This window comes from Flammeovirga sp. SJP92, assembly GCF_001583495.1.
In the GTDB taxonomy this organism is placed as follows: Bacteria; Bacteroidota; Bacteroidia; order Cytophagales; family Flammeovirgaceae; genus Flammeovirga.
The window spans coordinates 15,978-40,210 of record NZ_LQAQ01000018.1 but is presented as its reverse complement, the minus strand read 5'-3'; the positions used below and the strand labels follow the sequence as shown (position 1 = coordinate 40,210).

Here is a 24,233-nt window from a genome sequence, read left to right as displayed (position 1 = left end):
CTAAAACAATCATGCAAATTATATATAAAACAGCTTTAATTATCACACTTTGGTTTTCATTTTCCGCATGTGTAAACACAGATATCAACGTTGACCCAAATAAGTCAACGAACATGACACATGATAACATTTTAGCATATGCTATTTTGCATGGAGTGGGAGATGATTATGATGTTTGGAGAGGAAACCTGATTTATGCAGAGGAATTTGTACAGCATTTGTCAGCGACCTCAAAATCGTGGTCAGGTAATTATTATACTTATAATGAAGAGTATATGTCTGCTTTCTGGGAGAGAATTTTTAGAGAATGCACTAATAATTTGGAGATGATAGCTTATGAATTAAAAAATGAGAATGAAGAGAAGAATGCATTGAAATTGGCTGTGATTGAAGTGTTACAGGTTTGGAATTTTCACCGCTTATCAGATTTTTATGGACCAATTCCTTATTCTGAAGCAGGAAAAGGAGCAACGGAAGGGATTTTTGAACCAAGGTACGATAATGAAAAAGATATTTATTTAGGGAATGAGACAAAAAATATAAAAGGATTATTAGAACGATTGGAAGGTGTTCAGCAAGTTTTAAGTAATCCACCTTCCCAAGCTGAGGCTTTTATTGATGGTGATTTATTCTTTAGTGGGGATATCGATAAGTGGAATTTATTTTGTAATTCTTTAATGTTGAGGCTAGCATTAAGAGTATCTGACAAGGCGCCAGAGGTTGCTCGTAAATATGCTCAAAAAGCGTATGATAATGGCGTTTTACAATCTAATGCTGATAATATTTTTTTAAATCATTTCAGTGATAATAGCCGTTATATGAATCCCACTTCCAGAGTATTTTTTAATTATGGCGGAGTAGGAGCTCATCTATTCCGATACTCAGATACCTTTATTGATGTGTTGAGAAACTACTCTGATCAGGTAGATCCCAGGTTGGGTTTTCTAGCAGGCGTTTATAATTCAGATGAAAAGTATTTTTCAAATAGTGAAGATTATAAAGGGTTACCGAATGGTTTAGAAGTGAGTGAAATGATAGACCTTGCAAATGAGAATCAGTTTGATAGTCAATTTGAGAATGGGATTGGTGTTTATGGATTTGCTCAGCCACATCGTCAAAATTTAGTTCACCTTAATGCGCCTACAGTTATCCTGCATTACGCAGAAGTTCAGTTTTTATTAGCGGAAGCTCAATTAAAAGGATTGATAAATGGAGCAGGTGATGCTAATGCTTTATATAAAAGCGGTATCAAAGCAGGAATGGAATTAATGGAAATGTATAATGCTGAGCAGGCGTTAAAGTCTGATCAGGTAGATGATTATTTAGCTTCAATTCCTACATTAGGGAGTAATCCGGCAATGGGTTTAGAGGGGGCTTTGGATGAAATTCATACTCAAAAATGGGTTTCTTTATTGCTCAATGGATATGAATCTTATGCAGAATGGAGACGTACACATTATCCTTCTATTGTTACCAAAAAACAAATCAATCATCCAGATAATAGATCCAATGGGAAAATTCCAGGAAGAGTATTATATCCTAGCCGTGAACAAGGAGCCAACAGTAAAGGGTATAATTCGGGAATTCAAGCCTTGGAAAATGGAAGTAATGATTTTATGAGTGATTTATGGTGGGCAAAAGATCACCACTAATAGGACATAAAAAAACAGGCTAAGTCATTATCAAACAACTTAGCCTGTTTCATCTATAAAAGAGACGGGATTAGATTACACCGTATGCTAATAAAGCATCAGCAACTTTTACGAAGCCACCAATATTTGCTCCTTTCACATAATCAACCCATCCGTCTTCTTGACCATATTTCACACATTTAGCGTGGATTTTCTTCATGATACCTTGAAGTTTTTCATCAACTTCTTCAAAGCTCCACTGTAAACGCATTGAGTTTTGAGTCATTTCAAGACCTGAGATCGCTACACCACCTGCGTTGGCTGCTTTACCAGGACCGTACATGATTTTATTTTTCTCAAATACTTTAATCGCACCAATTGTTGAAGGCATGTTTGCTCCTTCACAAACTAAAATACATCCATTTGAGATAAGAGTTTCAGCATCTTTTTCATCCAACTCATTTTGAGTTGCAGATGGGAATGCTAAATCAGCTTTAATACCCCAAGGTCTTGCACCTTCAGTGTATTTTGCACCAGTGTATTTTTTAGTATATTCTTCTAAAGAGACTCTATCAACATTTTTTAGTTGTTGAATATGAGCTAATTTTTCTGCATCGATTCCATCAGGATCATGTAAGAAACCACCACGGTCTGATACTGTTACTACTTTTGCTCCTAATTGAATTAATTTTTCAACAGTATATTGTGCTACGTTGCCAGATCCTGATACTACAGCTACTTTACCGTTGAAGTCATCATTTCTAACAGCAAGCATTTCTTTAGCGAAGTAAACTGAACCATAACCTGTGGCTTCAGTTCTAGCATTTGATCCACCAAATGCTAAGTTTTTACCTGTAAGAACACCTGTATATTCGTTGGCAATACGACGGTACTGACCAAACATATAACTTACTTCTCTACCGCCAACACCAATATCGCCGGCAGGAACGTCCGTATCCTTACCAATATATCTGTAAAGTTCTGTCATAAAAGCTTGACAGAATCTCATAATTTCTGCTTCTGATTTTCCTTTAGGGTTGAAGTCAGAACCACCTTTTGCACCACCCATCGGTAATGTAGTTAGAGAGTTCTTTAAAACTTGCTCAAAACCTAAGAATTTTAAAGTACCTAATGATACTGATTTATCGAAACGAAGACCACCCTTATAAGGACCAATAGCACCGTTGAATTGTACACGGTGACCTCTATTTACACGAATGTTGCCTTCGTCGTCCATCCATGTTACACGGAAACTGATTACTCTATCAGGCTCTGTCATACGCTCCAAAATTGAAGCGTCTAAGTATTTGGGGTTTTCGTTGATGAATGGAATTAATTTCTCTGCCACTTCCTCCACAGCTTGGTGGAATTCTGGTTGTCCAGGATTTCTTCTGATTAAACCCTGCATGAAGCTATTTAACTCGAGCTTTTGCATTTAAATATAGGTTAGTAATTAATATAAGTAATAAAATATGTGTTTATTGCTTGTCAAGGTCCACCTTGCACGACAGTAATGTGATGTCATCGGCATAGGCTTGATGTCCCTTGAAAGTATTAAGGAGTGCAATAAGATTCTTATGCATTTTTTTCTGGTCGTATTGAATATTTGCATCCAAGAACTCTAATAACTTGTCATCTCCTAGCTCTTCATCTTCGTCATTATAGGTTTCTGTGAATCCATCTGTGAATCCAAAAATGAAGAACTTTCGCAAGTTATTAATTTCTCCAACTTCAATGAAAGGTAATTTTGTAAAAGACCCCAAAATTGTTGTACCTTCTTCTAAACGAGAGAATTTATTTTCATTATAGAGGAATGGAGGGTTGTGTCCTGCATTGATGTAGTGAATGCATTGTGTATCGGTATCGAACACCATGAAGAAAGCAGTGATGAAATTTTCACCTTGAGCACTTTCTAAAATTTGAGTATTGGCTTCATGAACAATACTCTCAATATCCATATTTCTTCTTGCTAAAGCTCGAATTGTTCCTTGGAAATTGGACATTAAAATAGCCGCTGGAACCCCTTTCCCGGATACATCAGCAATAGAAATTAAGAACTTTGTATCCGTCATTTGGATAAAGTCATAATAATCACCGCCGATCGAGTGGTGGGGCATGTAGCTTGCATGAATCGAAACAGGAACATCATCGCCGTAAGGCAAGTTTCTAGGGAAAAGCATTGTCTGCACCTGAGAGGCAATTTTCAACTGCTTTTTCGTTTCCTTCTGTTTCTCTTCTTTTCTTGCTAGCTTTTTATTTTCAATAGCTACCAAAATGATATTACTCAAAGCCTCTGTAAAGCCGGAGTCATGAAAATCAATATGTTTTTCTGATGCAACTCCAACCAATGCGTAAGCTAAAACATCATTTTTATGCTTGATTGGAATGATCGTATCAAAATTTTGAAATCCTTCAGGTTTTGAATTTAGCTTAGAAGTTTTTGTATAATCTTCAAAGGCTTTTGGAAAACGCTCTGTTAGATCATGGTCATGGTTGCCATAATTAACATAACGAACATGTTCTTGCAAATCCTCATCAAAAACAAATAGAAGAAGATTTGAAATACTAGGGTTTGATGAAAGCGTTAGTTTGTAGATAGTATAAAGATCTTCTTCCGATTTATTTGCGTTGATAGCACTTATCGTCTCAAAAAGAGATTCTAACTGCATTTCTTTCAGCATTAATCGTTTATCAATAGGATTCGCCATAGGTATATGAATACAATATATTTTATTTTGAATTAGAATGTGGGTCAAAGGCATCTCTAAGCCCGTTCCCAATTAAATTAAAGGCCAAAACAGTAAGGCTAATAGCAAGACAAGGGAAAATGATTAGATGCCAATGTCCACTAGGTGTTAATTCTGTTAAACCTTCTTTAATCATCGTTCCCCATGATGGCATAGATGGTGGTCCACCTAATCCTAGGAAACTTAAACCTGCTTCAATGAGTATTGCCGAAGCAAAATTAGAAGCACAAATTACAGCAAGAGGACTCAAGACATTAGGTAGTATGTGATGCCAAATGATTCTTGTATTAGAATATCCTAAAGCTCTTGCTGCTTCAACATAATCCTTTTGTTTGATGGATAGAATCTGTCCTCTGATCACACGAGCTACTTCAACCCACATCGTCAGACCAACAGCTACAAAAGTTACCCATACACCTTCACTTTGAAGTGCCAGACGAACAGCTACTACCAACATAATGGCAGGAATCGACCAAGTTATGGTCATTAGCCATAATGCTATTTTGTCAATGTAACCGCCAAAATAACCACTCATCGATCCAATTAAAATTCCGATGGTTAATGAAATGATCAGTGAAATAAATCCGATGGTTAATGATACTCTTGTACCAAATATCAGACGGCTTAATACATCACGTCCTATTTTATCAGTACCGAGTATAAAAGTTTTCTTTTCTATGTGCTTGCTTTCAAATTCCTTGATCAGGTCATTTCTATAGGCCTTTTGAACATTTTGTCTTTCGTTCAAGTAAATGGTTGAGTCGCCTCTTGTGATGTAGTTGTGAGGGAGATTCTTACCAAGAATTTCGGAAGGGGAAGAGTAAATTGATTTTACCACTTCGACCAGGGGAAGTCCCATTTCCAACCTTTTGGTAGTATGAAGTGATTTTTTTTCTAAGCCCGGATAGACTACAAAAAAGACAGAATCTCCAACAATTTTGGGAGTCCCGACAATTGGAATCTCAAAAAACTTATTCTCTTCACCATTCAATAAAATGTCAATGACAGAAGGAGTGTGTACCACTATATCCTTTTTCTGTTTCAGTACATCCACAGTAAACATTGGAGGTTTTTTAGAAGCTTCCAAAAGACCATCATTGGCAAAGTGGGTACCATCAGGCATGATCAAATAGCCGGCAATAGCCATACATGCCAATATGAAAATATAGACAATAGAGATCATGGCAGGAGTGTTCCGCTTTAGTCTCTTTTTGACAAAGTGTGATGGTGGTTTATGTACTTCGTACGCTGTCATCTATGCTATGTAAAAGAATAAGAGTTAGTGTCTTTATTGAGAATTATGAGCTAACAAGCCTTTCTTCGAGGCAAGATAATACAATGATGAGTATAAATTCTCAAAATCTGAAAGTTCAATTTCAATTTCTTCCGATGGAGAAGAAAAAGAACGTACCCAACCTTTTTCTATTAAACTCTTTAGTGTTGTTTTTAAGGTTTCTTCCTGTAGTGAAACCTCAGAAAGTAAATCTTTGAAACTCACAACAAAATAGAGTTCATCAAGAATGTCGTATTCAATATCAGTCATAAAAAAAAATCTTATTTCAAAAATAATAAATTTGGAAGATTAAGAGCATGTTTGGAAAATATTTTTCATGAAAAGGAAGCTTTCATAGCTGTTCTAAACATTATATTTTCTATTCTTCCACGAATACTTGCTAAAAGTGGCGAGCAAACCAATGCTAAATGCATAAAATGGATAGAGAAGGGAAACAAGTGGAATCCATTTTACAAGCCTGTGATCACCTTGCCATTTGAGCATAATCTTATTAAAGTACAACTCTATCAACAATCTTACTGCCAAACCTGAGAGCAATATTAACCAATTTCCAGAAAAGAAAGTAACAGAGGCCAATGAACCTATAAAACTAAAATGTAATAAGAAAATAAAAATAGCACTCAGCTGGGGTGATTTGTTATCATAATGCCTCCATTTACTAGCCCAGCGTATTCTTTGTTGTATAAACGAACTAAATCCCTCTGGTGGAGGAGTTTGCACAATAGCTTTGGAGTTTTTAATAAACCTGATTTTAGACGGATCTTCAGCGGCGATTTGATGCATCAGAAATTCATCATCACCGGTTGGGATATGAATGTGTTTTTCATAATTATTTTGATGAAGAAAAGCCTCTCGTTGAAATGCTAAGTTTGCCGCATTGCACATATTTGGCTGTTTATTCATGATAGAAGTGGCGCCAGTGAGTATCAGACTTCCAAACTCAATGGTCATGAGTTGTTGTAAAAAAGTATTGGAAGGAGAAAATTGAACAGGGCCTGATAGTAGTTTTGGTTTTTTGTATTGATGATAGTATGCAACAATCGTCTTAATCCAATCAGGATCATGCACGCAATCTGCATCTGTTGTAATGATGAGATCACCCTGTGCGTTTTCTACCCCTTTCCTTATAGCCATTTTTTTCCCTTCTTCATTTTTATTCAGAGAAATTACTTTAAACTGATCAGAGGCTGACTTTACTTTTTCTTCTAGTAGCAATGCAGTATTGTCGTCAGAATGATCATTGATAAAGCAACAATTGAAATGCTGATAAGACTGTTGTTTTAATGATTGAAATAATGTTTCGATATTCTTTTCCTCATTTCGCAAAGCAACAACAACCGTTACAGCAGTAGTCAACTCCTTGTTAGTTGGAATAGAAATAGAGCTGTTCCAAAGGTGTATTAATCTTAATAAGTAAAAAAAATAGAGAATACCCAGTACTAAAAAACAATATTCCAATGTATACTTCTGTGTTTAATCTTAATGATGGTTTTGATATGTTTTCATTCAAAATTACTACAAAAATAATTCTCTTGTGATAAACAAAACGAATTCTCAATCGTTACTTGTTTCAATAATGTGTTTTTTATGATTTAAGGAGATCTCATTTTTTGTAACTCCCTATGAAAATTCTACATTTGTCAACACACAACAAATTACACTAAAACAATACAATTATGTCATTAGAAATCGGACAGGCAGCTCCAGAATTCGAGAGCTTAGATCAAAATGGTAATACAGTAAAGCTTTCTGATTTTAAAGGAAAGAAAGTAGTACTTTATTTTTATCCGAAAGACATGACGCCTGGCTGTACAGCTCAAGCTTGTGACCTGAGAGACAACTATGAAAAACTAATGTCTGAAGGTTATGTGGTATTGGGTGTAAGTACTGATTCAGAAGAGCGTCACCAAAAATTTATTGCCAAACATGAGTTGCCATTTCCACTTTTGGCAGACGTAGATCACAAAGTTCATGACCTTTATGGTACTTGGCAATTGAAAAAAACGTTCGGAAAAGAGTACATGGGAACGGTCAGAACCACTTTTATCATCGATGAAGAGGGAATTTTAACGGACATTATTAAAAAGGTGAAGACGAAAGAGCATACTAAACAGATAATTGGTTAAGTTTGCAGTCGGAAAATAATAGTTGGGTGTAAAAACCCAATAAACATATAATAAATAGCTTACATCAAAGAAAGATGGCAGAGATAGCAGAATTGAAAAGAATAGCGTCTCAAGTAAGACGTGACATCGTTAGAATGGTAAACGGTGCAGGAAACGGTCACCCAGGCGGAGCCCTAGGATGTGCTGACTTATTTGTAGCACTTTACTTTAAGCACATGGAACACAACAAGGAGTTCAAAATGGATGCTGTAGGTGAAGATGTTTTCTATCTTTCAAACGGTCATATTTCAGCTGTTTTTTATAGCACGCTGGCTAGAGCTGGTTACTTCCCAGTATCTGAATTGGCTACTCACAGAAAAATCGACTCAAGATTACAAGGTCACCCAACTCCTTATGAGCACTTAGAAGGTGTACGTATGGCTTCTGGTTCATTAGGACAAGGTTTATCAGTTGCTGCAGGTACTGCATTGACGAAGAAATTAAACAATGACGACAAAATGGTCTATTGTTTAATGGGTGATGGTGAGCAACAAGAAGGTCAAATTTGGGAAGCAGCAATGTATGCCGCTCACAACAAAATTGACAACTTAGTAGGTATCATCGATTACAACAACCGTCAAATTGATGGTGATGTATCTGACGTATTAAGCTTGATCGATATTGAAGCGAAGTATAAAGCATTTGGTTGGGAGACTATCGTTGCTGAAGGTAACGACATGGAAAAATTAGATGCTGCATTGACGCAAGCAAAAGAGCTTTCAGGAAACGGTAAGCCAATCATGATCGTAATGAAGACTGAGATGGGCTTCCCAATCGATTATATGGTAGGTACGCACAAGTGGCACGGTGTTGCTCCAAACGCAGAGCAAACTGAAGCAGCTTTAGCGCAATTAGAAGAGACTTTAGGTGATTACTAATCAGTAATTCTCTGAATATTAAAAAGGCTAGGTGATTTTAGAATTACCTAGCCTTTTTTGTTTTATTTTTTTCTTGAATAATGGGTTTGAACAATTTGACCTAAAAGTAACTTAGAGCTAACGAACTCGAATTCTAACAGCTTGTCAGTTTCACCAAATAATGGAGATCCCCCGCCAAGTATTACTGGAATAGTAGAAATGATTAAATCATCTATCAAATCTTGCTTTAAGAAACTTTGTATGACAGAGCCTCCATCAATATATAAATCAAGGTAGTTTTGAGCGTAGAGCTTTTCCAGTACCTCATTTAATGGACCATTTATGATAGACACTTTTTCTGAGAGGTGGTCGGGAACTTCTTGAATGGAGTTGCTCAAAACGAATACAGGTTTGCTGTAAGGCCACTCTCCTCCAAAGCTTTTTACCATTTCATATGTTTTCCTCCCCATAATCAGAGCATCAATTGATTTCATGAAGTCTGCAAATCCCATATCATCATTTTTGGGATTAGGGACGGTTTGGAGCCAGTCCAGTCCTTCATTTTTGTCAGCAATAAAACCATCAATACTAGTGGCGATATAAACTTTGTTATTCATTTCAGTAGTTATTTATGTGTTGGGTTATTCAAAAAGGGTTAAATGAAAGTGTCAAGGATAAAATGAGTATTTATGTCCTAGTTCATATACATAATAACCAATATCTATCATAAAAAAAAGAGACTGTATCATTAACAGCCTCTATATATTGTTTTAGACGAATTGTTCCATTAAAACATGTGGAATCCCATCTTCTGTAAATTCATCACCTTTTACAGCAAAACCTTCATCTTCGTAAAACTGAGTTGCATACGTTTGAGCGTGAAGATACATTCTAGTGCCTTCTTCAGCCACATCTTCAATTTCAGAAAGGCTGGCTTGAAGTAAAGCATTGCCTATTCCTTGTCCTCTGTAAGGTTTTGATACTGCAAAACGTCCTAGTTTGTATCCTTCTTCAGTTGGGAAGAATCGGCAAACACCTGCCGGATGCCCGTCATCCAAAACTAATAAGTGAAAAGCATTGGGCTCGTTTTCATCAAACTCTAAAGCAATGTCGATTTCTTGTTCATCAACAAAAACTTCTTTACGGATTTGCATTACTGCAGGCCACCAATCAGAGTCAACACCTTGAAAAATGACAATGGATAATGTATCAGACATTGATAATTAAATTAAGATTCTTAATGGTGCAAATATCGGAAAAGATCTTAGGAATAGATAATCAGTTAAAAAATTAAAACACAAAAAAGCCTTCTTAAAATTAGAAAGTCTAAATCAAGAAGGCTTAAAAAAGGTGTATTTTTCAAGAATAGAATTAGTCGTCTAATCCGTATTCGTCGATGTAAGCTAAGATACCACCTTCTAAGTTTTCAAGGTTGGTGAAGCCAAACATGCTTTCAAGAGCTTGAATAGCGTTTGCAGATCTCTTACCGCTACGGCAATGAACGATCACTCTTTTGTCTTTGCTGAATTGTTCTACTTCTTCAACAACAGTAGCCAATGGAATCAAGATTCCACCTAAGTTAGCCTCCTCATACTCGTAGTCTTCACGTACATCTATAAGCTGGAAGTCAGCACCGCTATCCTGTAATTCTTTGAATTCTTCTACAGTAATACTTTTCATAGTTCCCTAATTTAGTTTGTATTCTCGTAATTTTATCAAACCTTTGTGTATTGAACAAATAATCAAGTATAAAAATTACATTCAGTCATGAAAATTGAACTAAATCGAGTAAACGAAGGCGTAAAATTCGAAGCTACCTCAGAAGAAGGGAACTCTTTATTCATTGATGCTGGTAAGGGCAAAATGGATGGCATGGGCGAAGGAAGTGCTTTTAGTCCAATGCAATTAGTTCTAACAGGTGTGGCTGGCTGTGCATGTTTTGACCTGATTCATATTCTGAAAAAACAACGTCAAGTAATCAACGATGTGAAAATTTCAGTAGAAGGTGACCGTGTAGATGCTGTTCCTGCTCCTTTCGAAAAGGTACATGTTCATTTTAAGCTATTCGGAGAAATCAACGAAGCAAAAGCAAAGCGTGCGGTAGAGTTAGCCGTAGAGAAATATTGTTCTGTAGCTGAGATGGTAAAATCAACTGCAACAATTACGCATTCTTTTGAAATTATTGCAGAATAAAGCAGTCCTAGAAAGTCTATTGTGTGCGATAACTGGCTTTAATTGCTCTTAAAAAATCACAATGGAAGACTTTATTTTCATTATTAATTAGTAATATTGAAACTTGATTGATAATCAAGTATCTAACTAACAAACTGTATGAGTCAAGAAGAGAAGAAATTTGAAACTATTGCGGTAAGAGCGCAAACACCCCGTTCGCAAAACAGAGAGCACTCTGTGCCCATTTATGCCACTTCAAGTTTTACATTTGAAGATGCTGACCATGCGAATGCTCTATTTTCAGATGAGGTAGAAGGTAATATTTATTCAAGATATTCTAACCCTAACAATGACGAGTTTATTGATAAGCTAGTACAATTGGAAGGTGCGGAAGCAGGTATTGCCACATCATCAGGTATGGCGGCCATGTTTTTGAGTATTGCTTCTTTTGTAAGTCAAGGAGATCATATTGTAGCTTCTCGTTCTTTATTTGGTTCTACACACCAAATTCTAACGCAGTTATTACCAAAATGGGGAGTCACTCATACATATGTTGATATTCATGATTTAGAAGGATTTGATAAAGCGATCACTCCAAACACGAAGATGATCTTTATCGAAACACCTTCCAATCCAGCATTAGACATTATTGATATTGAAGCTTTAGCGGCTATCGCTGATAAGCATGATGTCATTTTGAATGTAGATAACTGTTTCGCTACTCCTTATTTACAGAATCCTTTGAAATTAGGTGCTCATATTGTTACACACTCCGCTACTAAGTTCATTGATGGGCAGGGTAGAGTGTTAGCAGGTGCTATTCTAGGTTCAAAAGAATTGATGGAGAAAGTGAAATTTATGTCAAGACATACAGGTCCTGCATTATCACCTTTCCATGGTTGGATTCTTTCGAAATCGCTAGAAACTTTATCAATTAGAATGGAGAAGCACTGTGAAAGTGCTCACGCTGTTGCTACTGCTTTAGAAGGTCTTTCTGAAGTGGAGTTAGTAAAGTACCCATTCTTGGAGTCACATCCTGGTCATGAATTAGCGAAAAAGCAAATGAGATTAGGTGGTGCTTTAGTTTCTTTTGAAATAAAAGGTGGTGTGGAAGCTGGAAAAAAATTCTGGAACAGCTTAGCGTTAATTTCTAAGTCATCGAACTTAGGTGATACAAGAACAATTGCAACTCACCCTGCATCAACAACGCACTCTAAATTGACAGAGGAAGAAAGATTAGCCGTAGGGATCACGCCAGGTCTAATCCGTATTTCAGTTGGTTTGGAACATGTAGATGATATTTTAGCTGATATCAAACAAGCTTTAGCAAAAAGCCAAAGCTAATCATCAGCCTTAAAAATAAATGAGAACACCAATTTGGGAGCTATTCCTGAGTTGGTGTTTTTTTATTTTATAAATTCATGTATCAAGTGACTCCTATGGCTTAACAAAGGCGTCAGTAGGGAGCATGAGTTAAATGAAAACATTTATGAAAAAAAAAGTCTTAATTTCAATATTACTCTTGTTTTGTTTGGTTTATTTAAAATGTAGATTTATCGATACTAATCATAGTTTGACCTATGATTATTGTTTTAATAGGTTTGTATATATTCCAACTGAAACTGATAGTGTTACATATAATAATAATGTTGTCAATATATTAAGTTTCATAACTAAAAGGTTGAAAATAACTAAGGATGAATTAATTCAAGGAATAGATAATACTAGAATATTATTTATTATTGAATCCGATGGTACCATCAAAGACATATCTTTTAGGAACATATGTAATATTGATCAACACAATTCTTTGGAATTAAAAATAAGAAAGATTTTATTAGAAATGCCTAAATCTATTCCAGCTAAAAATAGTGATGGAAAACATATACCATTACAATATGAAATTTATTTTAAAATTTAATTTCCATCTATTCCCCCCTCACACTGTTCGATGTATTAAGCCGTAGGCGTTACCTCGAACTATCCAATTGAATAAGTTTGTAACTTATAACAAAAAACGAGTCAGTCTATCCGCATGTAGGTTGGCTATCAGTCCTCCCTCTGGCGCAAGTGTTAAGCCGATAGGCGTCACTTGTGTCTAACAATCGGAAAAGTCTCCAGACTTCCGAACCAACTAGACAAATTCCATGAACCTTTTTATCTGTAAAAATTGACCATTAACTTGTGGTGTAGGGAGTCAACAGACTCCTTACAAATATAGACACAAGTGACGCCTGCGGCTTAACACTTGCGCCAGGTGGGATTTGATGGTGCTTGCTTGTCTGTTGAACATGTTCATGGTTTAAGAATAGATATTTATACCTCCCCCAACTGCTCTAAGTCTTACACTGTTTGAAGTATTAAGCCGTAGGCGTTACTTCGAACGATCCAATTGAATAAGTTTGTAACTTATAACAACAAAGCAAGCCAATCTATCCGCATGTAGATTGGCTTGTTTTATATTACAATTAGCTTTATAGCTGTGATTTGAAATAAGGTGGATCCTGAATGAAATTGTGGTATGTATACATTAAAACGGTGCAAGTGCTAGGACTTACATAGTGTACATAGTAGCATGTACATCATGTAAGTCCTAGCACTCGCAACCTGTACGTCCCGGCATATACAGTGTGTATGTGCCGGGATGTACTGGTGTGGATCTATTGGAAGGCGTTGTTGTCCCATACTCATGGGAAAGAGAGGCTCATAGTAATGGGAAAAGGTGTCCCCTCTATATGGGAAACCCTTTCCCATATAGAGGGGAAAGAGGTTAAGTCGATATTTGTGTTTAACAATCGAATATGTCTCTAGACTTCCGAACCGACAGTGTCAAAAATATTCAGAATAGAATTACAAATTCCATTAATCCTTTCATCAGTAAAAATTGACCATTAATTTGTGGTGCAGGGAGTCAACAGATTCCTTCCAAATATAGATACAAGTAACGCCTCCTGCTTAACATTTGTCGCCAGTTGGGAGCAAAGTTTATAAATTTTCACAAGAAGAGTTTAAGGCCTATCATGGAAGCACGGATTACGTTGATTCTCTTAATAAGAAATAGAGTGATTAATTTATTATTAATGTTATTATTATCCTGTAGTGCGAATAATAGTGATAATAAATTTGAAAAGCTTAGTATGTCAAACAATGGCAATAGGGCCAAAAAAAACATTCTAGAAATCCCTTCAATTTGGGTGGGTAGTTATGAAGATGATTACGAAATAATGACTTTTTCTAAAAAGCACAATCCAAATAACGTAATTGATTTGTTTAATTCAGAAGACTATGAAATTGGTCCTCCATATTATTATTTAAAGTTTATTCAATTCGAGAAAAAAGAACCTATATATGAAAGTGATATAGCAATTAAACCTGTGTCGGATAATGTGTGTCATGTGTTGCAGTTGTTTTACCCTTTTAAAAAGGAGGCCGTTACTCATTACGAAGACACTTCTAAGTGGGTTGTTTTGCTATCTATTGAAAGAAAATATAGTTATGATTCTAGTCTATTATATATTCCACCTGAGGAGAAAGTATTGAATGTTGTTGATGGCTTAAAACTTTTAAAGGAATGGTTGATTTTGGAACCAACATCCCCTACAGGTCCAAGTAATAAGCTGTAGGGCGTTACTTAGGCCTGTCGAATTGAATAAGTTTATAACTTAAATTACAATTAACATTAAAATGTGATTTGAAATAAGCCGGGTCTCGAAAAAATCAATCAGTCCTCCTAGCTCTGGCATTAAGTCGATATTTGTATCTAAAAATCGGATAAGTCTCTAGACTTCCAAACCAATAGCGTCAAAAATATTCAGAATCGAATTACAAATTCCACAAACCATTTCATCAGTAAATATTGACCATTAATTTGTGGTGTAGGGAGTCAACAGACTCCTTCCAAATATAGACACAAGTGACGCCTCCGGCTTAACACTTGCGCCAGTTGGGGATTAGAATATAAATTTGGGCGCTATTACTGAGTTGTTTTTTTTTATTACAAACTTATCGAAGTACAATCGCTCCACCAAACCTTCCCGTTTGCCCAGGAGATGCTTTTCTTGCAGAGAAGAACCGTTCATCTGTATAGGTGTCGAAAGGAAGGAATTCAATGTTTTCCTCAAGAATGCCTAAAGTTCTGCATTGTGATTTTTGAGCTTCTGTGATATTAAGGTAGGCTTTTTCAGGGTTGGGGTGGGGTAATAGAATTTTATCTATATCGTTTGGAAAAGCGTCTTCATATTGAACGATTACATCCTTTCCAATTTCATAGTTGGCTTCTTTGATAAATGGACCGAAAGAGATTTTGATATCTTTTACCTCAGAATCAAAATCAGAAACCATCTGCTCTACCGCTTTTGTCAGAATTTTTAGTACCGTTCCTTTCCATCCAGAATGCACCGCACCTATCACTTTTTTTATAGGATCAAATAATAGGATAGGAGTACAATCAGCTGCTAAAGTCAGCAGACCAATATTTTTTACATTGGTCAACATACCATCAGAATCAGGAAATGGGTTTTCCATTTTCAGGTATTTCTCCACATTATTTTCAGTGATGGAGTAGACTTTGTTAGTGTGTTTTTGGTCGGCAATAAAAAGGCGTTGACAGCCTAAAGCGTCTTTGACAATTGCTCTGTTTTTTAGAACGGCCTCATGGTCATCATGAAGCATATTGCCAAGGTTCAAAGAAGCAAAAGGAGGGGCACTAACCCCTCCATTTCTTGTGGTGATGAAATGATCAATCTGACCTTTGTATTCACTAAACTGCTTAAAAACTAAGGTTTCAATGCTCATTTCTTACCAATCTATTTAGACATGTGTTGATATATATCCTCAATTGAGATCGTATTCTCATAAATGGCTTTTCCAACTACTACAGAAGGAATACCTGCTTCTTCCAAAGCAATCAAATCTTCAAATTTACTTACACCGCCACTCGCAATTAATTCGATATATGGGAAGTCTTTCATGATTTCGCCATACAACTCAGTGTTAGGACCTTGCATCATTCCATCTTTAGAAATGTCAGTACAAAGCACTTTTGTAATACCTTTAGCCGTATAGTCTTTCAAGTATTCAAACAAAGGTAGTTTAGAATCTTCTTGCCATCCACTTACAGCAATCATTTTATTTTTAGCATCTGCCGCTAAAATGATTCTATCGTTTCCGAATTTTGTAATCCATGAAGTAAATTTCTCTACCTCTTTTACTGCAATACTACCACAAGTTACCATTTCAGCACCATGGTCAAATACTTTCACCAAATCTTCGTCTGACTGAATTCCTCCACCGAAATCAACAATCAAAGAAGTATTTTTAGTGATTCTTTCCAAAACACCATAGTTGACAACTTGCTTCGCTTTAGCGCCATCTAAGTCTACCAAGTGCAATCTTTTGATTCCCGCATCTTCAAATTGTTTTGCGATTACCAATGGATCATCAGCATAAATTTTCTTTTGATTGTAATCTCCCTGTGATAAACGTACGCATTTACCATCAATCAGGTCGATAGCTGGAATGATATCTATTTTTGTAGACATATTAGATTTTTGTTAGAAAGTTTTCTATAATTTTTTGCCCAACATCACCACTTTTTTCAGGGTGAAACTGTGCGGCGTAGAAGTTGTCTTTATGTAATGACGCACTGTAAGGATTTACATAGTCAGTTACTGCAATTGTATTTTCACACAATTCAGCAAAGTAACTATGCACATAATACACATAATCCTCATTGCTGATTCCGTCATACAATGGTGTTTTCAAATCATGGATATTATTCCATCCCATGTGAGGAACTTTCAGTGCTTCACTTTCAAATTTTTTGACATTTACATCAAAAATTCCAAGACAATCCGTGTCTCTTTCTTCTGAATGCTTACACATTAACTGTAGACCAAGGCAAACCCCTAGTGTAGGTTGTTTTAAATCTTTGATCAATTGATCTAATTGACGTGCCTTAAGATAGTCCATTGCTGATTTTGCTTCTCCAACTCCAGGAAAAATCACCTTGTCGGCGCTTTTCAACTCTTCAGCATTGTCTGTCAAGATGGGATCAATCCCTAAACGTTGCAATGCATAACGCACAGATTGTACATTCCCCGCATTGTATTTTAAAATGGCAACTTTCATCTAACAGATAGTTTTATTGTTACGCAGTTACGCGATGTGATAATTGAAAATCAAAATTAAAACTCTTTCTATAGAATGAAAAAAACATTACTATTTTTCATACAAAAAGGAGTGAAATCTACCAAATAAGTAGAAATCACTCCTTTTTTTTGAATTTATCTTATGTCAAGATGATATTGTACTTAACCTATATCATCAGTGGTTACCTTGATAAGGTATTTAGGTCACAATATCATTTGATATTAAAATGAAAGATACAAAGCACCATATTTTTTAATTGGAATACTTAATCCTCTTTCATTTGCCTTGTCAAAATCAATGTCAATTGTATCACCAGAAATCAAATCCTTAGCACTGATTTTACTTTCTTTGATGCCAATTAAAGTCAATACTTCATTTGGAATAATCACCTCAGTTGTAATGTCTTTGTTTTCGAAATTGGCTACAATGAGCACTTTGTCGGTATTTGTATAGCGGATAAAACTATAAGTCTTGTCGACATTGTACTGTGAATTTGTGCGGTTAAACTGTTGTAAATCTATTAAATGACCCTTACGGATAGCTTCAGAACCCTTTGCCGCTTTTAGGAGATTTTTATAATCATTTCTCAACGTTTTCTGTTGATCGCTTAGAAGTTCACCATCATATTTATGACCATTCACCCATTTCTGATGTTCAGGAATTCCCCAATAATCAAAAATAGTCGATCTACCATCATCGCCACTGAAACCTGATTCGCCAATAGCAGGCTCACCCACTTCCTGACCGAAATAAACCATTACTGGACCACTGCCTAATGCAGCACTCACAGCCATGCCAGGAACACCCAATGCAGGGTCATTGGCAAATTCTTTAGAAGCAATTCTCTGCTCATCATGATTTTCCAAGAAACGAAGCATATGGTTATTGAATCCGTCCATGTCTTTCCATACCTTAGTAAGATGAGACAATGAAGAACCAGGTCTATCTTCCATCACAGCTCTCAATGAATCATATACCCCCACTTTGTCATACAAATAATCAAACTTACCATTGAAGATATAATTTTTGTATTCAGTCGGGTTATAGACTTCAGCAATAAAGCGGATATTAGGATTGATTTTTTTGATCTGAGGAATCATCCAATTCCAGTATTCTACAGGGACCATTTCAGCCATGTCACATCTAAATCCATCTACGCCTTTCTTTGTCCAGTAGGTCAAAACAGCTAAAGTTTTTTTCCAAGTAGAAGGAACATCTCCATTGATATCAAACACTTTTTCACCATTTCCAGAAATATGATTCACACCATAATTTAAACGAACAGTTTCAAACCAGTCATTGACAGTTGGGGCATAGGTCACAGCGCCATTTCCAGATACCTTAGCAGGAATTTCCTTGAATTTTCCATCAGAAGTGGGGAATTTATCACCTCCCAAAGGGTTGTATCCTTCAGGAACCTCAAATGGTTTACCAGGGATATAATAGAAGTTATTATTAGCATCAAAACCTTGTTTTACATTGTCTGAAGCACCAAAATCTTCCACTCCTTTCGGTTTTTTATCAGAATGGTATTTTCTAGCCACGTGATTCGGTACAAAGTCAATGATCACTTTCAGCCCATTGTCGTGGGTTCTCTTAATCAAAGCTTCAAATTCTTCCACTCTTTGATCTACATTGACCGCCAAATCAGGGTTGACATCATAATAATCCTTGATGGCATACGGAGAGCCAGCACGGCCTTTAACCACGTCAGCATCATCTAAAGGAATACCGAATTTTCTGTAGTCTGTGATCACAGCATGTTCGATCACCCCTGTGTACCAAACGTGAGTTGTGCCTAGATCTTTGATTCCTTGTAAAGCAGCATCATTGATATCATTAAATTTACCAACACCATTTTCGGTAAGAGTACCCCAAGGTTTATTCGTATTATTTGTATTACCAAAAAGGCGGGTCATCATTTGATAGATGATGATTTTGTGGTCTTCTATTTTTTCAGTGGATTGTGACTCCGCCAATAATTTTTTCACTTTCTTTTCTTCTTTGTCGTGTGATGTGGAGCAACCTGCGATGAGTAGTGATAGAAGTGCTCCTATAACAGTAATTTTTTTGATCATTTTCATTTAAGGAAAAGGAATTAATAAATAAAACAGCAAGTATAATCTTCAGTATTTATTCCTTTACACCTTTCTTGTTGTAAGGTCTTTTCTGGTTTAATGAATTGGCGATTTTATAAAGATCTACTTGATCTAAAATGGTATCATAGAGCATTCTATGTTTGTCTACATCTTTTAAATCATCTTGCATTTTTACAGCTACAGTGAAGGGGTTAGTGTCTTTCAATTGCTTTCTTAAAGCATTTAAATAGTCTTTATCTTTTTTGATTGCATTTAGAACAATTTGTTCAATTTCATTCATATTTTAATAAGGGAATAGGGTTGATATTTTAATAAATAGTATACAGTAATATTAATTAATTTTGAGCTGAATTTGAAATTAAATTACCATATTTTTGTTTAATAAGTTTATATAATAATTGAGAGAATTTATGAACATTTTTAATTATTCATTTTAATAAGTTAGTTTATATACTACACTTTTAATACGAAAATAACTATAGATATGTACTACTTAGTTGAAAGTATTAATAACCACTCCTTATAATTAATTACGTGAGAAAAATCTAGTCGTATTCCTCCAAAATTATATGTATTAAAATAAATGCATCTCATTAGGATACATTAACGGCTTGAGGTGGTTACAAAACATAACACACAGAGACTAATGTATACAAACTTCGTTATCTCATTTTTTTTGTTACTATGAAGATTAAATCTTGGTTACTCAATTATTTGTGTATCATTCAATTAATTAGCTGCTCAAATTATAATCAATTCAATGAAGCAGACCGAACAAAATTGCCACCTTTAACTCAAACAGGTAAAAATACATTTGGGTGTATGGTTGGTAAAGAACTTTTTTTAAGAGCAAACGATCGTGGCTTTTTTTCATCATCTGGGTTTTATTTTTATGAACAAGGAGATTCTGTCATTGTAATATGGTGTTATGGAAATGACAGTGAAAATATTCACCTTTTTATCCCTAAAGATGAGGTTATTGTTGGATCTTATTTTACAGTCAAAACAGATGTTTTGGAATTTGGAGATGACTTTAGGAAATATTCTTTTTATTCTTCAGATGGCAGTGTATATGGCAATGATAACCGGAAAGATTATATGTACTTCGCTAAAGAAGTTGAAATGATTTTTCATCGATTTGATGATAAAGTAGTAGCAGGAGAATTCTCTATGAAGCTATATGAAGCGACTATTAAAGATACCCTCTTGTCCGTTACAGAGGGTAGATTCGATTTGACAAATAGACACGATATTAATTTAAACTAATTATGAAATTTTTAAATCTCATTCCTTTATTTTTTTTATTCTTTCTATCTACAAACATTTTTGGACAATCTGTAGACTTGGAGAAAGAAGTCAAGGAAATTTATGCAAACATTAATAAAACGAAAGCCACAACAGGTTTTCTAAAGAATCAAGGTTTGTTCTTGATAGATCCAGAACCTTATAATGGAAAGTTATCAAGTTCGACCTTTATGGACGAATATACATGGGAAGTCCTTAATAGAGGATGGCTTTCAGCTAGGTTAACGAATAAACATAATAACTATTATGATGCAACAAATGTCTTAAGAGATATTCAGAATCAATTAATAGATGAAAAAGTTGCTCATTTGCCGATCAGTTTAGTGAGATATAATCAAATTTCATCTACTGCGGCAAGTAATAATTACTATCTCTATCAAAATGAACAGTTGGTGGATAATTATTCTTCAAACCTCAATCCTTTTGAAGAAAAGTATTTCTTTTCTGCTTATTTACCTCAACAAAAGGTATATCGAGGAGAGTTGAAAATTAAAATTACTAATGATTATTTTTTCTCTAATCATGCAGGAACCCTCTCTTCAATAGAATTTGATGCGGGAAATGGTTTAGGTTACCAAAGAGTAACTTTGGGAAGTACAAAAACATTCTCTTATGCTACTACAGGTTCAAAAACATGGAAGTTAAGAGTGAAATACAATGTTTCAGGCCAGATTAAAACCTATGAAACGCAGGGGAAAACATACGTTGTAAGTAAAACTTGTTCTAATTGTAGGTATACAATTGGAAATGTAGATTTAGAAACTATTCTTACTGCTAGAACAACATTTGGACTTTCTAATGCACGAGCACAAGGCCGAATTCGTGTTTTTCGAGATGGGGATCAAATAGATAAGCCTTTTATTGTATTTGGAGGGTATGGTTTAGAAGGTATGGAATATGGTGATGATTTTGTTGAAACATGGTTAGATGATAATAATCCTGAAGGACCAATGCAAGTAGGAACTTTACCAACTAGCTTAAATGATAATTTATTTGATGATGGGTATGATATTATTTTTGTGGATTACCTTAATGCAGGTGACTTTATTCAGAATAATGCATTATTAGCTCAAAGGGTGATTGAATGGGTCAATGATCAGAAAGTAGGTAATGAACCCAACGTTGTAATGGGAATAAGTATGGGAGGTTTAGTTGCTAATTTTGCTTTGAGATCTATGGAACTAGCTGGTGTAAATCATGATACAAGATTATTCATGACAATGGACTCTCCGCATCGCGGAGCAAATGTTCCTTTGTCACTGATTGCTTTAACTCAGAGAGCTTTTGAAGTTTATGGTGATAATCCATTCCATAGTTTAAGGCAATATCAAGAAATGCTTTTTAGTAATTCAGCAAGACAGATGCTTATTAATTATGTGAATGCAGAATCAGTTATAGTTACGAAGGATAATAGCATGCATGAGGCATTTATGAATGAGTATCATGGTGCTGGCAGACCTCAAAATTGTAGGGTTGTTGCACTTAGTAATAGTGCAAACCGCTCTTTAGGAAATGGTTGGAATGGAATTTATCCTGGTTCTGACTTAATTGATATTTCAGCATCTTGTAAGGCAAGTGATTTGGTAGATAATGCTGTTGCGTCTTTCTTTTTAAAGGTTCTTGGAGTATTCATAAGCTCAAAAGGATCGATTAGTTTAAACTTGAAAGCCTTGTCTTCCCAATCTAAACAAATTACTGACTTCAATATCAATTTTAAAGTAAAGGTTTTACTTATTTGGGAAAAGACCATTTATAATCAAGATATTGAATATACTTCTGAAAATGGAGAATTGCCATGGGATAGTGCACATGGAGGTTTAATCGGAGAGGGATTTGGAGGTGTTCCTAACTTAAATGAAAAAGTTGATGAGCTTGATTTTGGATGTATAAACGTTAATGAAAATCTTAATAATTTCTGTTTTATACCACAAGTGAGTGCATTAAATATTACTCCAGCAAATAATGGGAAATATACTGAAGCTCAATTGAAGAAAACATATAATGTTCAGAATGATTTAGCATTTATAGATTTTGATAATATTTATACTGAACCGTTAGGTAATCAGATGCATACTCGTTTTACTCAAGCAGCTGGTGATTTTATATGGACAGAAATAAGTAATCAACAGGAGTCAGCTGACTATTCAAAATTTGCTAGTTTTACATCTGGATTATCAATTAATTCTTCAAGTTGCATCGCTGATGGAACAAGTTTATCTTTATCTAAACCGTCTCCTGCAGGTCTGCAATTATCTTATAAGTGGGAAGTTTTGAATGTAGAATCTGCGACTGTAAGTAATTCAAATCTAAAGTCTGCAAGTGTTTCAAATGTTAAAGATGATGATGTATTTGCAATAATTAGATGTACAATCTCAGGACCATATCATACTGGAAATTTCAATTGGACATTTGTTGTTGATAAAAGAGTAACAACGAACACTCATAATATAAGTGTACAAGAAATGCCTCCCTTCAATATGTGTCGTACTAGTTCAGGTAATTTTGAAAATGTGATTGAATTGACAGGTTTACAGGGGACCTCTAGTCCAAACATTGTATTAACGAAAGAACCTACTAGTGTTGATTTTGCATATTATATATCAGGAACTAAAATTTATTTAATTCCAAATAGAATTGGTAAGATGAGATTTAGAGTTAATGTAATTAATGACTGCGGAGGATCTAATTATATGTTTTTCTTTATTAATGTCTCTAGTTGTTCAGGAGGCGGTGGAGGAGGATTCCCATTCTCATTATACCCAGTTCCAAGTTCAACAGAATTAAACATTGCACCACTTCAAGCTGAAGAAAATATTCAGCCTCTACAATTAATGACAATGAATTCATCTTTAGAAACAAATGATGTCGGAGTTATAAAAAATAGTAATAGATTAGAATTGTATAGTATTTTAATTATCAACGAACAGGGTGAGGAAGTGAAAAGGCTTGAAAATGTTGAATTAGACAATAATCTATCTTTAAACCTTAATGGGTTAAGGAATGGATTCTACTATATTCGTATTTTTAATAAAGAAAAGGATTACATGAAACGTATTGAAATAAGAAAATAATCCTTTTGTAAGATAGGCAGTCATTCTTAGGATGATTATAAGCTTTATAGTAAATGTGATAAACGAAGTTTGATTTTTACCTATTGAATAATGAGGTTTAGTTGCTGACTTTTATTTAGTCAGTGGCTAAACCTCATTATTTCTTTAAAAGAAATAAAAAAGACTCGATTAATTTGCATCAATAAAGCCTTTGTGAAATCTTATGAATTCAGTTATTGAACAATTGGGATTTTTAATTGGTAAATACCCTTATTACTTATTAATTCATAATTAAGTCTTTCTACATTAAAATCATTGATTTCTGTATAGGAGCAGCAATCACCACTTTTACGTTCAGCATCTACTGTTATTGTGCATAACGTCTCACCGTCATACAAAAATTTGAAGGACACTTTCTGAGTTTTCCATCCTATGCCGCCTGTTGTAATGATGTATTGATCAGTGAGGTTTTCTCCATTGAATTCTAAGTCGTCATTCGTTTCTACAGAGAAAAGTTGTGGGTCATAAGTACCATTTATAAATAGGTCCTCATTACTGTTGGCATCGATTAATTGAAAATAGAACGGTTGTGGAGGCGTAAAACAAGCAACACCCTCACATTTATTGAAAATGTCACATGATCCTGTTAGAAGTGTAATAAGAAGAAAGATTGCAAAATAGAGTTTTTTAGTCATGATTTAATTTGAGTTTACTTTAGTCTTATGACAATTACGGTTTCTCGTTTGACAAAATTATTTGACAA

General features: G+C 35.1%; 23 protein-coding genes. 9 read left to right on the top strand and 14 right to left on the bottom strand.

The annotated features are described in order from the left end of the window. Positions 1-11: 11 nt before the first annotated feature. Entirely contained in the window at positions 12-1,652 is a 1,641-nt protein-coding gene (locus AVL50_RS03960) for a SusD/RagB family nutrient-binding outer membrane lipoprotein (RefSeq protein ID WP_062615187.1), read from the top strand. A gap of 70 nt (positions 1,653-1,722) precedes the next feature. Here AVL50_RS03960 and gdhA read toward each other — a convergent pair whose 3' ends face one another. The 5 genes from gdhA to AVL50_RS03935 form a co-directional block, all read right to left on the bottom strand. Further along, complete coding sequence (gene gdhA / locus AVL50_RS03955; RefSeq protein WP_062615186.1) at positions 1,723-3,066, bottom strand: NADP-specific glutamate dehydrogenase; 1,344 nt, start codon at positions 3,064-3,066, stop codon at positions 1,723-1,725. A 43-nt stretch (positions 3,067-3,109) separates the two neighbouring features. Continuing rightward, entirely contained in the window at positions 3,110-4,339 is a 1,230-nt protein-coding gene (locus AVL50_RS03950; RefSeq protein WP_062615185.1) for a PP2C family protein-serine/threonine phosphatase, read from the bottom strand. 22 nt (positions 4,340-4,361) lie between these two features. Continuing rightward, a complete protein-coding gene (locus AVL50_RS03945) occupies positions 4,362-5,633 on the bottom strand; it encodes an ABC transporter permease (protein WP_062615184.1) in 1,272 nt (423 codons plus the stop codon). A gap of 33 nt (positions 5,634-5,666) precedes the next feature. Further along, positions 5,667-5,921: a hypothetical protein gene (locus AVL50_RS03940; RefSeq protein WP_062615183.1), complete on the bottom strand. Its 255-nt coding sequence runs from the start codon at positions 5,919-5,921 to the stop codon at positions 5,667-5,669. 93 nt (positions 5,922-6,014) lie between these two features. Next, positions 6,015-7,130 carry a glycosyltransferase gene (locus AVL50_RS03935; protein WP_082795652.1) on the bottom strand — a complete coding sequence of 372 codons (1,116 nt, stop codon included), beginning with the start codon at positions 7,128-7,130 and terminating at the stop codon, positions 6,015-6,017. A 218-nt stretch (positions 7,131-7,348) separates the two neighbouring features. Here AVL50_RS03935 and bcp point away from each other — a divergent pair, with 218 nt between their 5' ends. Both bcp and AVL50_RS03925 read left to right on the top strand, forming a co-directional pair. Then, positions 7,349-7,798 (top strand): thioredoxin-dependent thiol peroxidase, encoded by a 450-nt coding sequence (gene bcp, locus AVL50_RS03930; protein WP_062615181.1) that lies wholly within the window; start codon positions 7,349-7,351, stop codon positions 7,796-7,798. A 74-nt stretch (positions 7,799-7,872) separates the two neighbouring features. Then, positions 7,873-8,715: a transketolase gene (locus tag AVL50_RS03925; protein WP_062615180.1), complete on the top strand. Its 843-nt coding sequence runs from the start codon at positions 7,873-7,875 to the stop codon at positions 8,713-8,715. Between the two features lie 62 nt (positions 8,716-8,777). Here AVL50_RS03925 and AVL50_RS03920 read toward each other — a convergent pair whose 3' ends face one another. The 3 genes from AVL50_RS03920 to AVL50_RS03910 form a co-directional block, all read right to left on the bottom strand. Continuing rightward, positions 8,778-9,311, bottom strand: a complete 534-nt coding sequence (locus tag AVL50_RS03920; protein ID WP_062615179.1) for a dihydrofolate reductase family protein — start codon at positions 9,309-9,311, stop codon at positions 8,778-8,780. A gap of 153 nt (positions 9,312-9,464) precedes the next feature. Continuing rightward, entirely contained in the window at positions 9,465-9,911 is a 447-nt protein-coding gene (locus AVL50_RS03915) for a GNAT family N-acetyltransferase (RefSeq protein WP_062615178.1), read from the bottom strand. Positions 9,912-10,065: 154 nt separating this feature from the next. After that, the gene (locus tag AVL50_RS03910; protein WP_062615177.1) at positions 10,066-10,374 is read right to left on the bottom strand and encodes a rhodanese-like domain-containing protein; all 309 of its coding nucleotides are present in this window, start codon (positions 10,372-10,374) and stop codon (positions 10,066-10,068) included. 87 nt (positions 10,375-10,461) lie between these two features. Between AVL50_RS03910 and AVL50_RS03905 the strand changes: the two genes are divergently transcribed. The 4 genes from AVL50_RS03905 (at position 10,462) to AVL50_RS03890 (ending at position 14,489) form a co-directional block, all read left to right on the top strand. Continuing rightward, complete coding sequence (locus AVL50_RS03905; RefSeq protein WP_044204104.1) at positions 10,462-10,887, top strand: OsmC family protein; 426 nt, start codon at positions 10,462-10,464, stop codon at positions 10,885-10,887. Between the two features lie 138 nt (positions 10,888-11,025). Continuing rightward, positions 11,026-12,210 carry a PLP-dependent aspartate aminotransferase family protein gene (locus tag AVL50_RS03900; RefSeq protein ID WP_062615176.1) on the top strand — a complete coding sequence of 395 codons (1,185 nt, stop codon included), beginning with the start codon at positions 11,026-11,028 and terminating at the stop codon, positions 12,208-12,210. Between the two features lie 145 nt (positions 12,211-12,355). Continuing rightward, positions 12,356-12,787: a hypothetical protein gene (locus AVL50_RS03895; protein ID WP_157491132.1), complete on the top strand. Its 432-nt coding sequence runs from the start codon at positions 12,356-12,358 to the stop codon at positions 12,785-12,787. A 1,216-nt stretch (positions 12,788-14,003) separates the two neighbouring features. After that, positions 14,004-14,489, top strand: a complete 486-nt coding sequence (locus AVL50_RS03890; RefSeq protein ID WP_172826756.1) for a hypothetical protein — start codon at positions 14,004-14,006, stop codon at positions 14,487-14,489. Positions 14,490-14,868: 379 nt separating this feature from the next. Here the strand turns inward: AVL50_RS03890 and pgeF are convergent, their stop codons facing one another. From pgeF to AVL50_RS03865, 5 genes are all read right to left on the bottom strand, one after another. Next, entirely contained in the window at positions 14,869-15,660 is a 792-nt protein-coding gene (pgeF, locus tag AVL50_RS03885) for a peptidoglycan editing factor PgeF (RefSeq protein WP_062615173.1), read from the bottom strand. Between the two features lie 11 nt (positions 15,661-15,671). Continuing rightward, positions 15,672-16,406, bottom strand: a complete 735-nt coding sequence (gene hisA / locus AVL50_RS03880; RefSeq protein WP_062615172.1) for a 1-(5-phosphoribosyl)-5-[(5-phosphoribosylamino)methylideneamino]imidazole-4-carboxamide isomerase — start codon at positions 16,404-16,406, stop codon at positions 15,672-15,674. 1 nt (position 16,407) lies between these two features. Next, the gene (gene hisH / locus AVL50_RS03875) at positions 16,408-16,995 is read right to left on the bottom strand and encodes an imidazole glycerol phosphate synthase subunit HisH (RefSeq protein WP_062615171.1); all 588 of its coding nucleotides are present in this window, start codon (positions 16,993-16,995) and stop codon (positions 16,408-16,410) included. Positions 16,996-17,237: 242 nt separating this feature from the next. Further along, positions 17,238-19,094: an alpha-amylase family protein gene (locus tag AVL50_RS03870; RefSeq protein WP_062615423.1), complete on the bottom strand. Its 1,857-nt coding sequence runs from the start codon at positions 19,092-19,094 to the stop codon at positions 17,238-17,240. A gap of 55 nt (positions 19,095-19,149) precedes the next feature. Then, complete coding sequence (locus tag AVL50_RS03865; protein WP_062615170.1) at positions 19,150-19,395, bottom strand: hypothetical protein; 246 nt, start codon at positions 19,393-19,395, stop codon at positions 19,150-19,152. 404 nt (positions 19,396-19,799) lie between these two features. On the opposite strand from AVL50_RS03865, the gene AVL50_RS03860 reads away from it, so the two are divergent. Beyond that, positions 19,800-20,381 (top strand): hypothetical protein, encoded by a 582-nt coding sequence (locus tag AVL50_RS03860; RefSeq protein ID WP_062615169.1) that lies wholly within the window; start codon positions 19,800-19,802, stop codon positions 20,379-20,381. Between the two features lie 2 nt (positions 20,382-20,383). After that, positions 20,384-23,491, top strand: a complete 3,108-nt coding sequence (locus tag AVL50_RS03855) for a T9SS type A sorting domain-containing protein (RefSeq protein ID WP_062615168.1) — start codon at positions 20,384-20,386, stop codon at positions 23,489-23,491. A gap of 212 nt (positions 23,492-23,703) precedes the next feature. Here the strand turns inward: AVL50_RS03855 and AVL50_RS03850 are convergent, their stop codons facing one another. Further along, on the bottom strand, positions 23,704-24,165 hold the full coding sequence (locus tag AVL50_RS03850; RefSeq protein WP_062615167.1) for a hypothetical protein: 462 nt from the start codon (positions 24,163-24,165) through the stop codon (positions 23,704-23,706). Positions 24,166-24,233 lie beyond the last annotated feature (68 nt).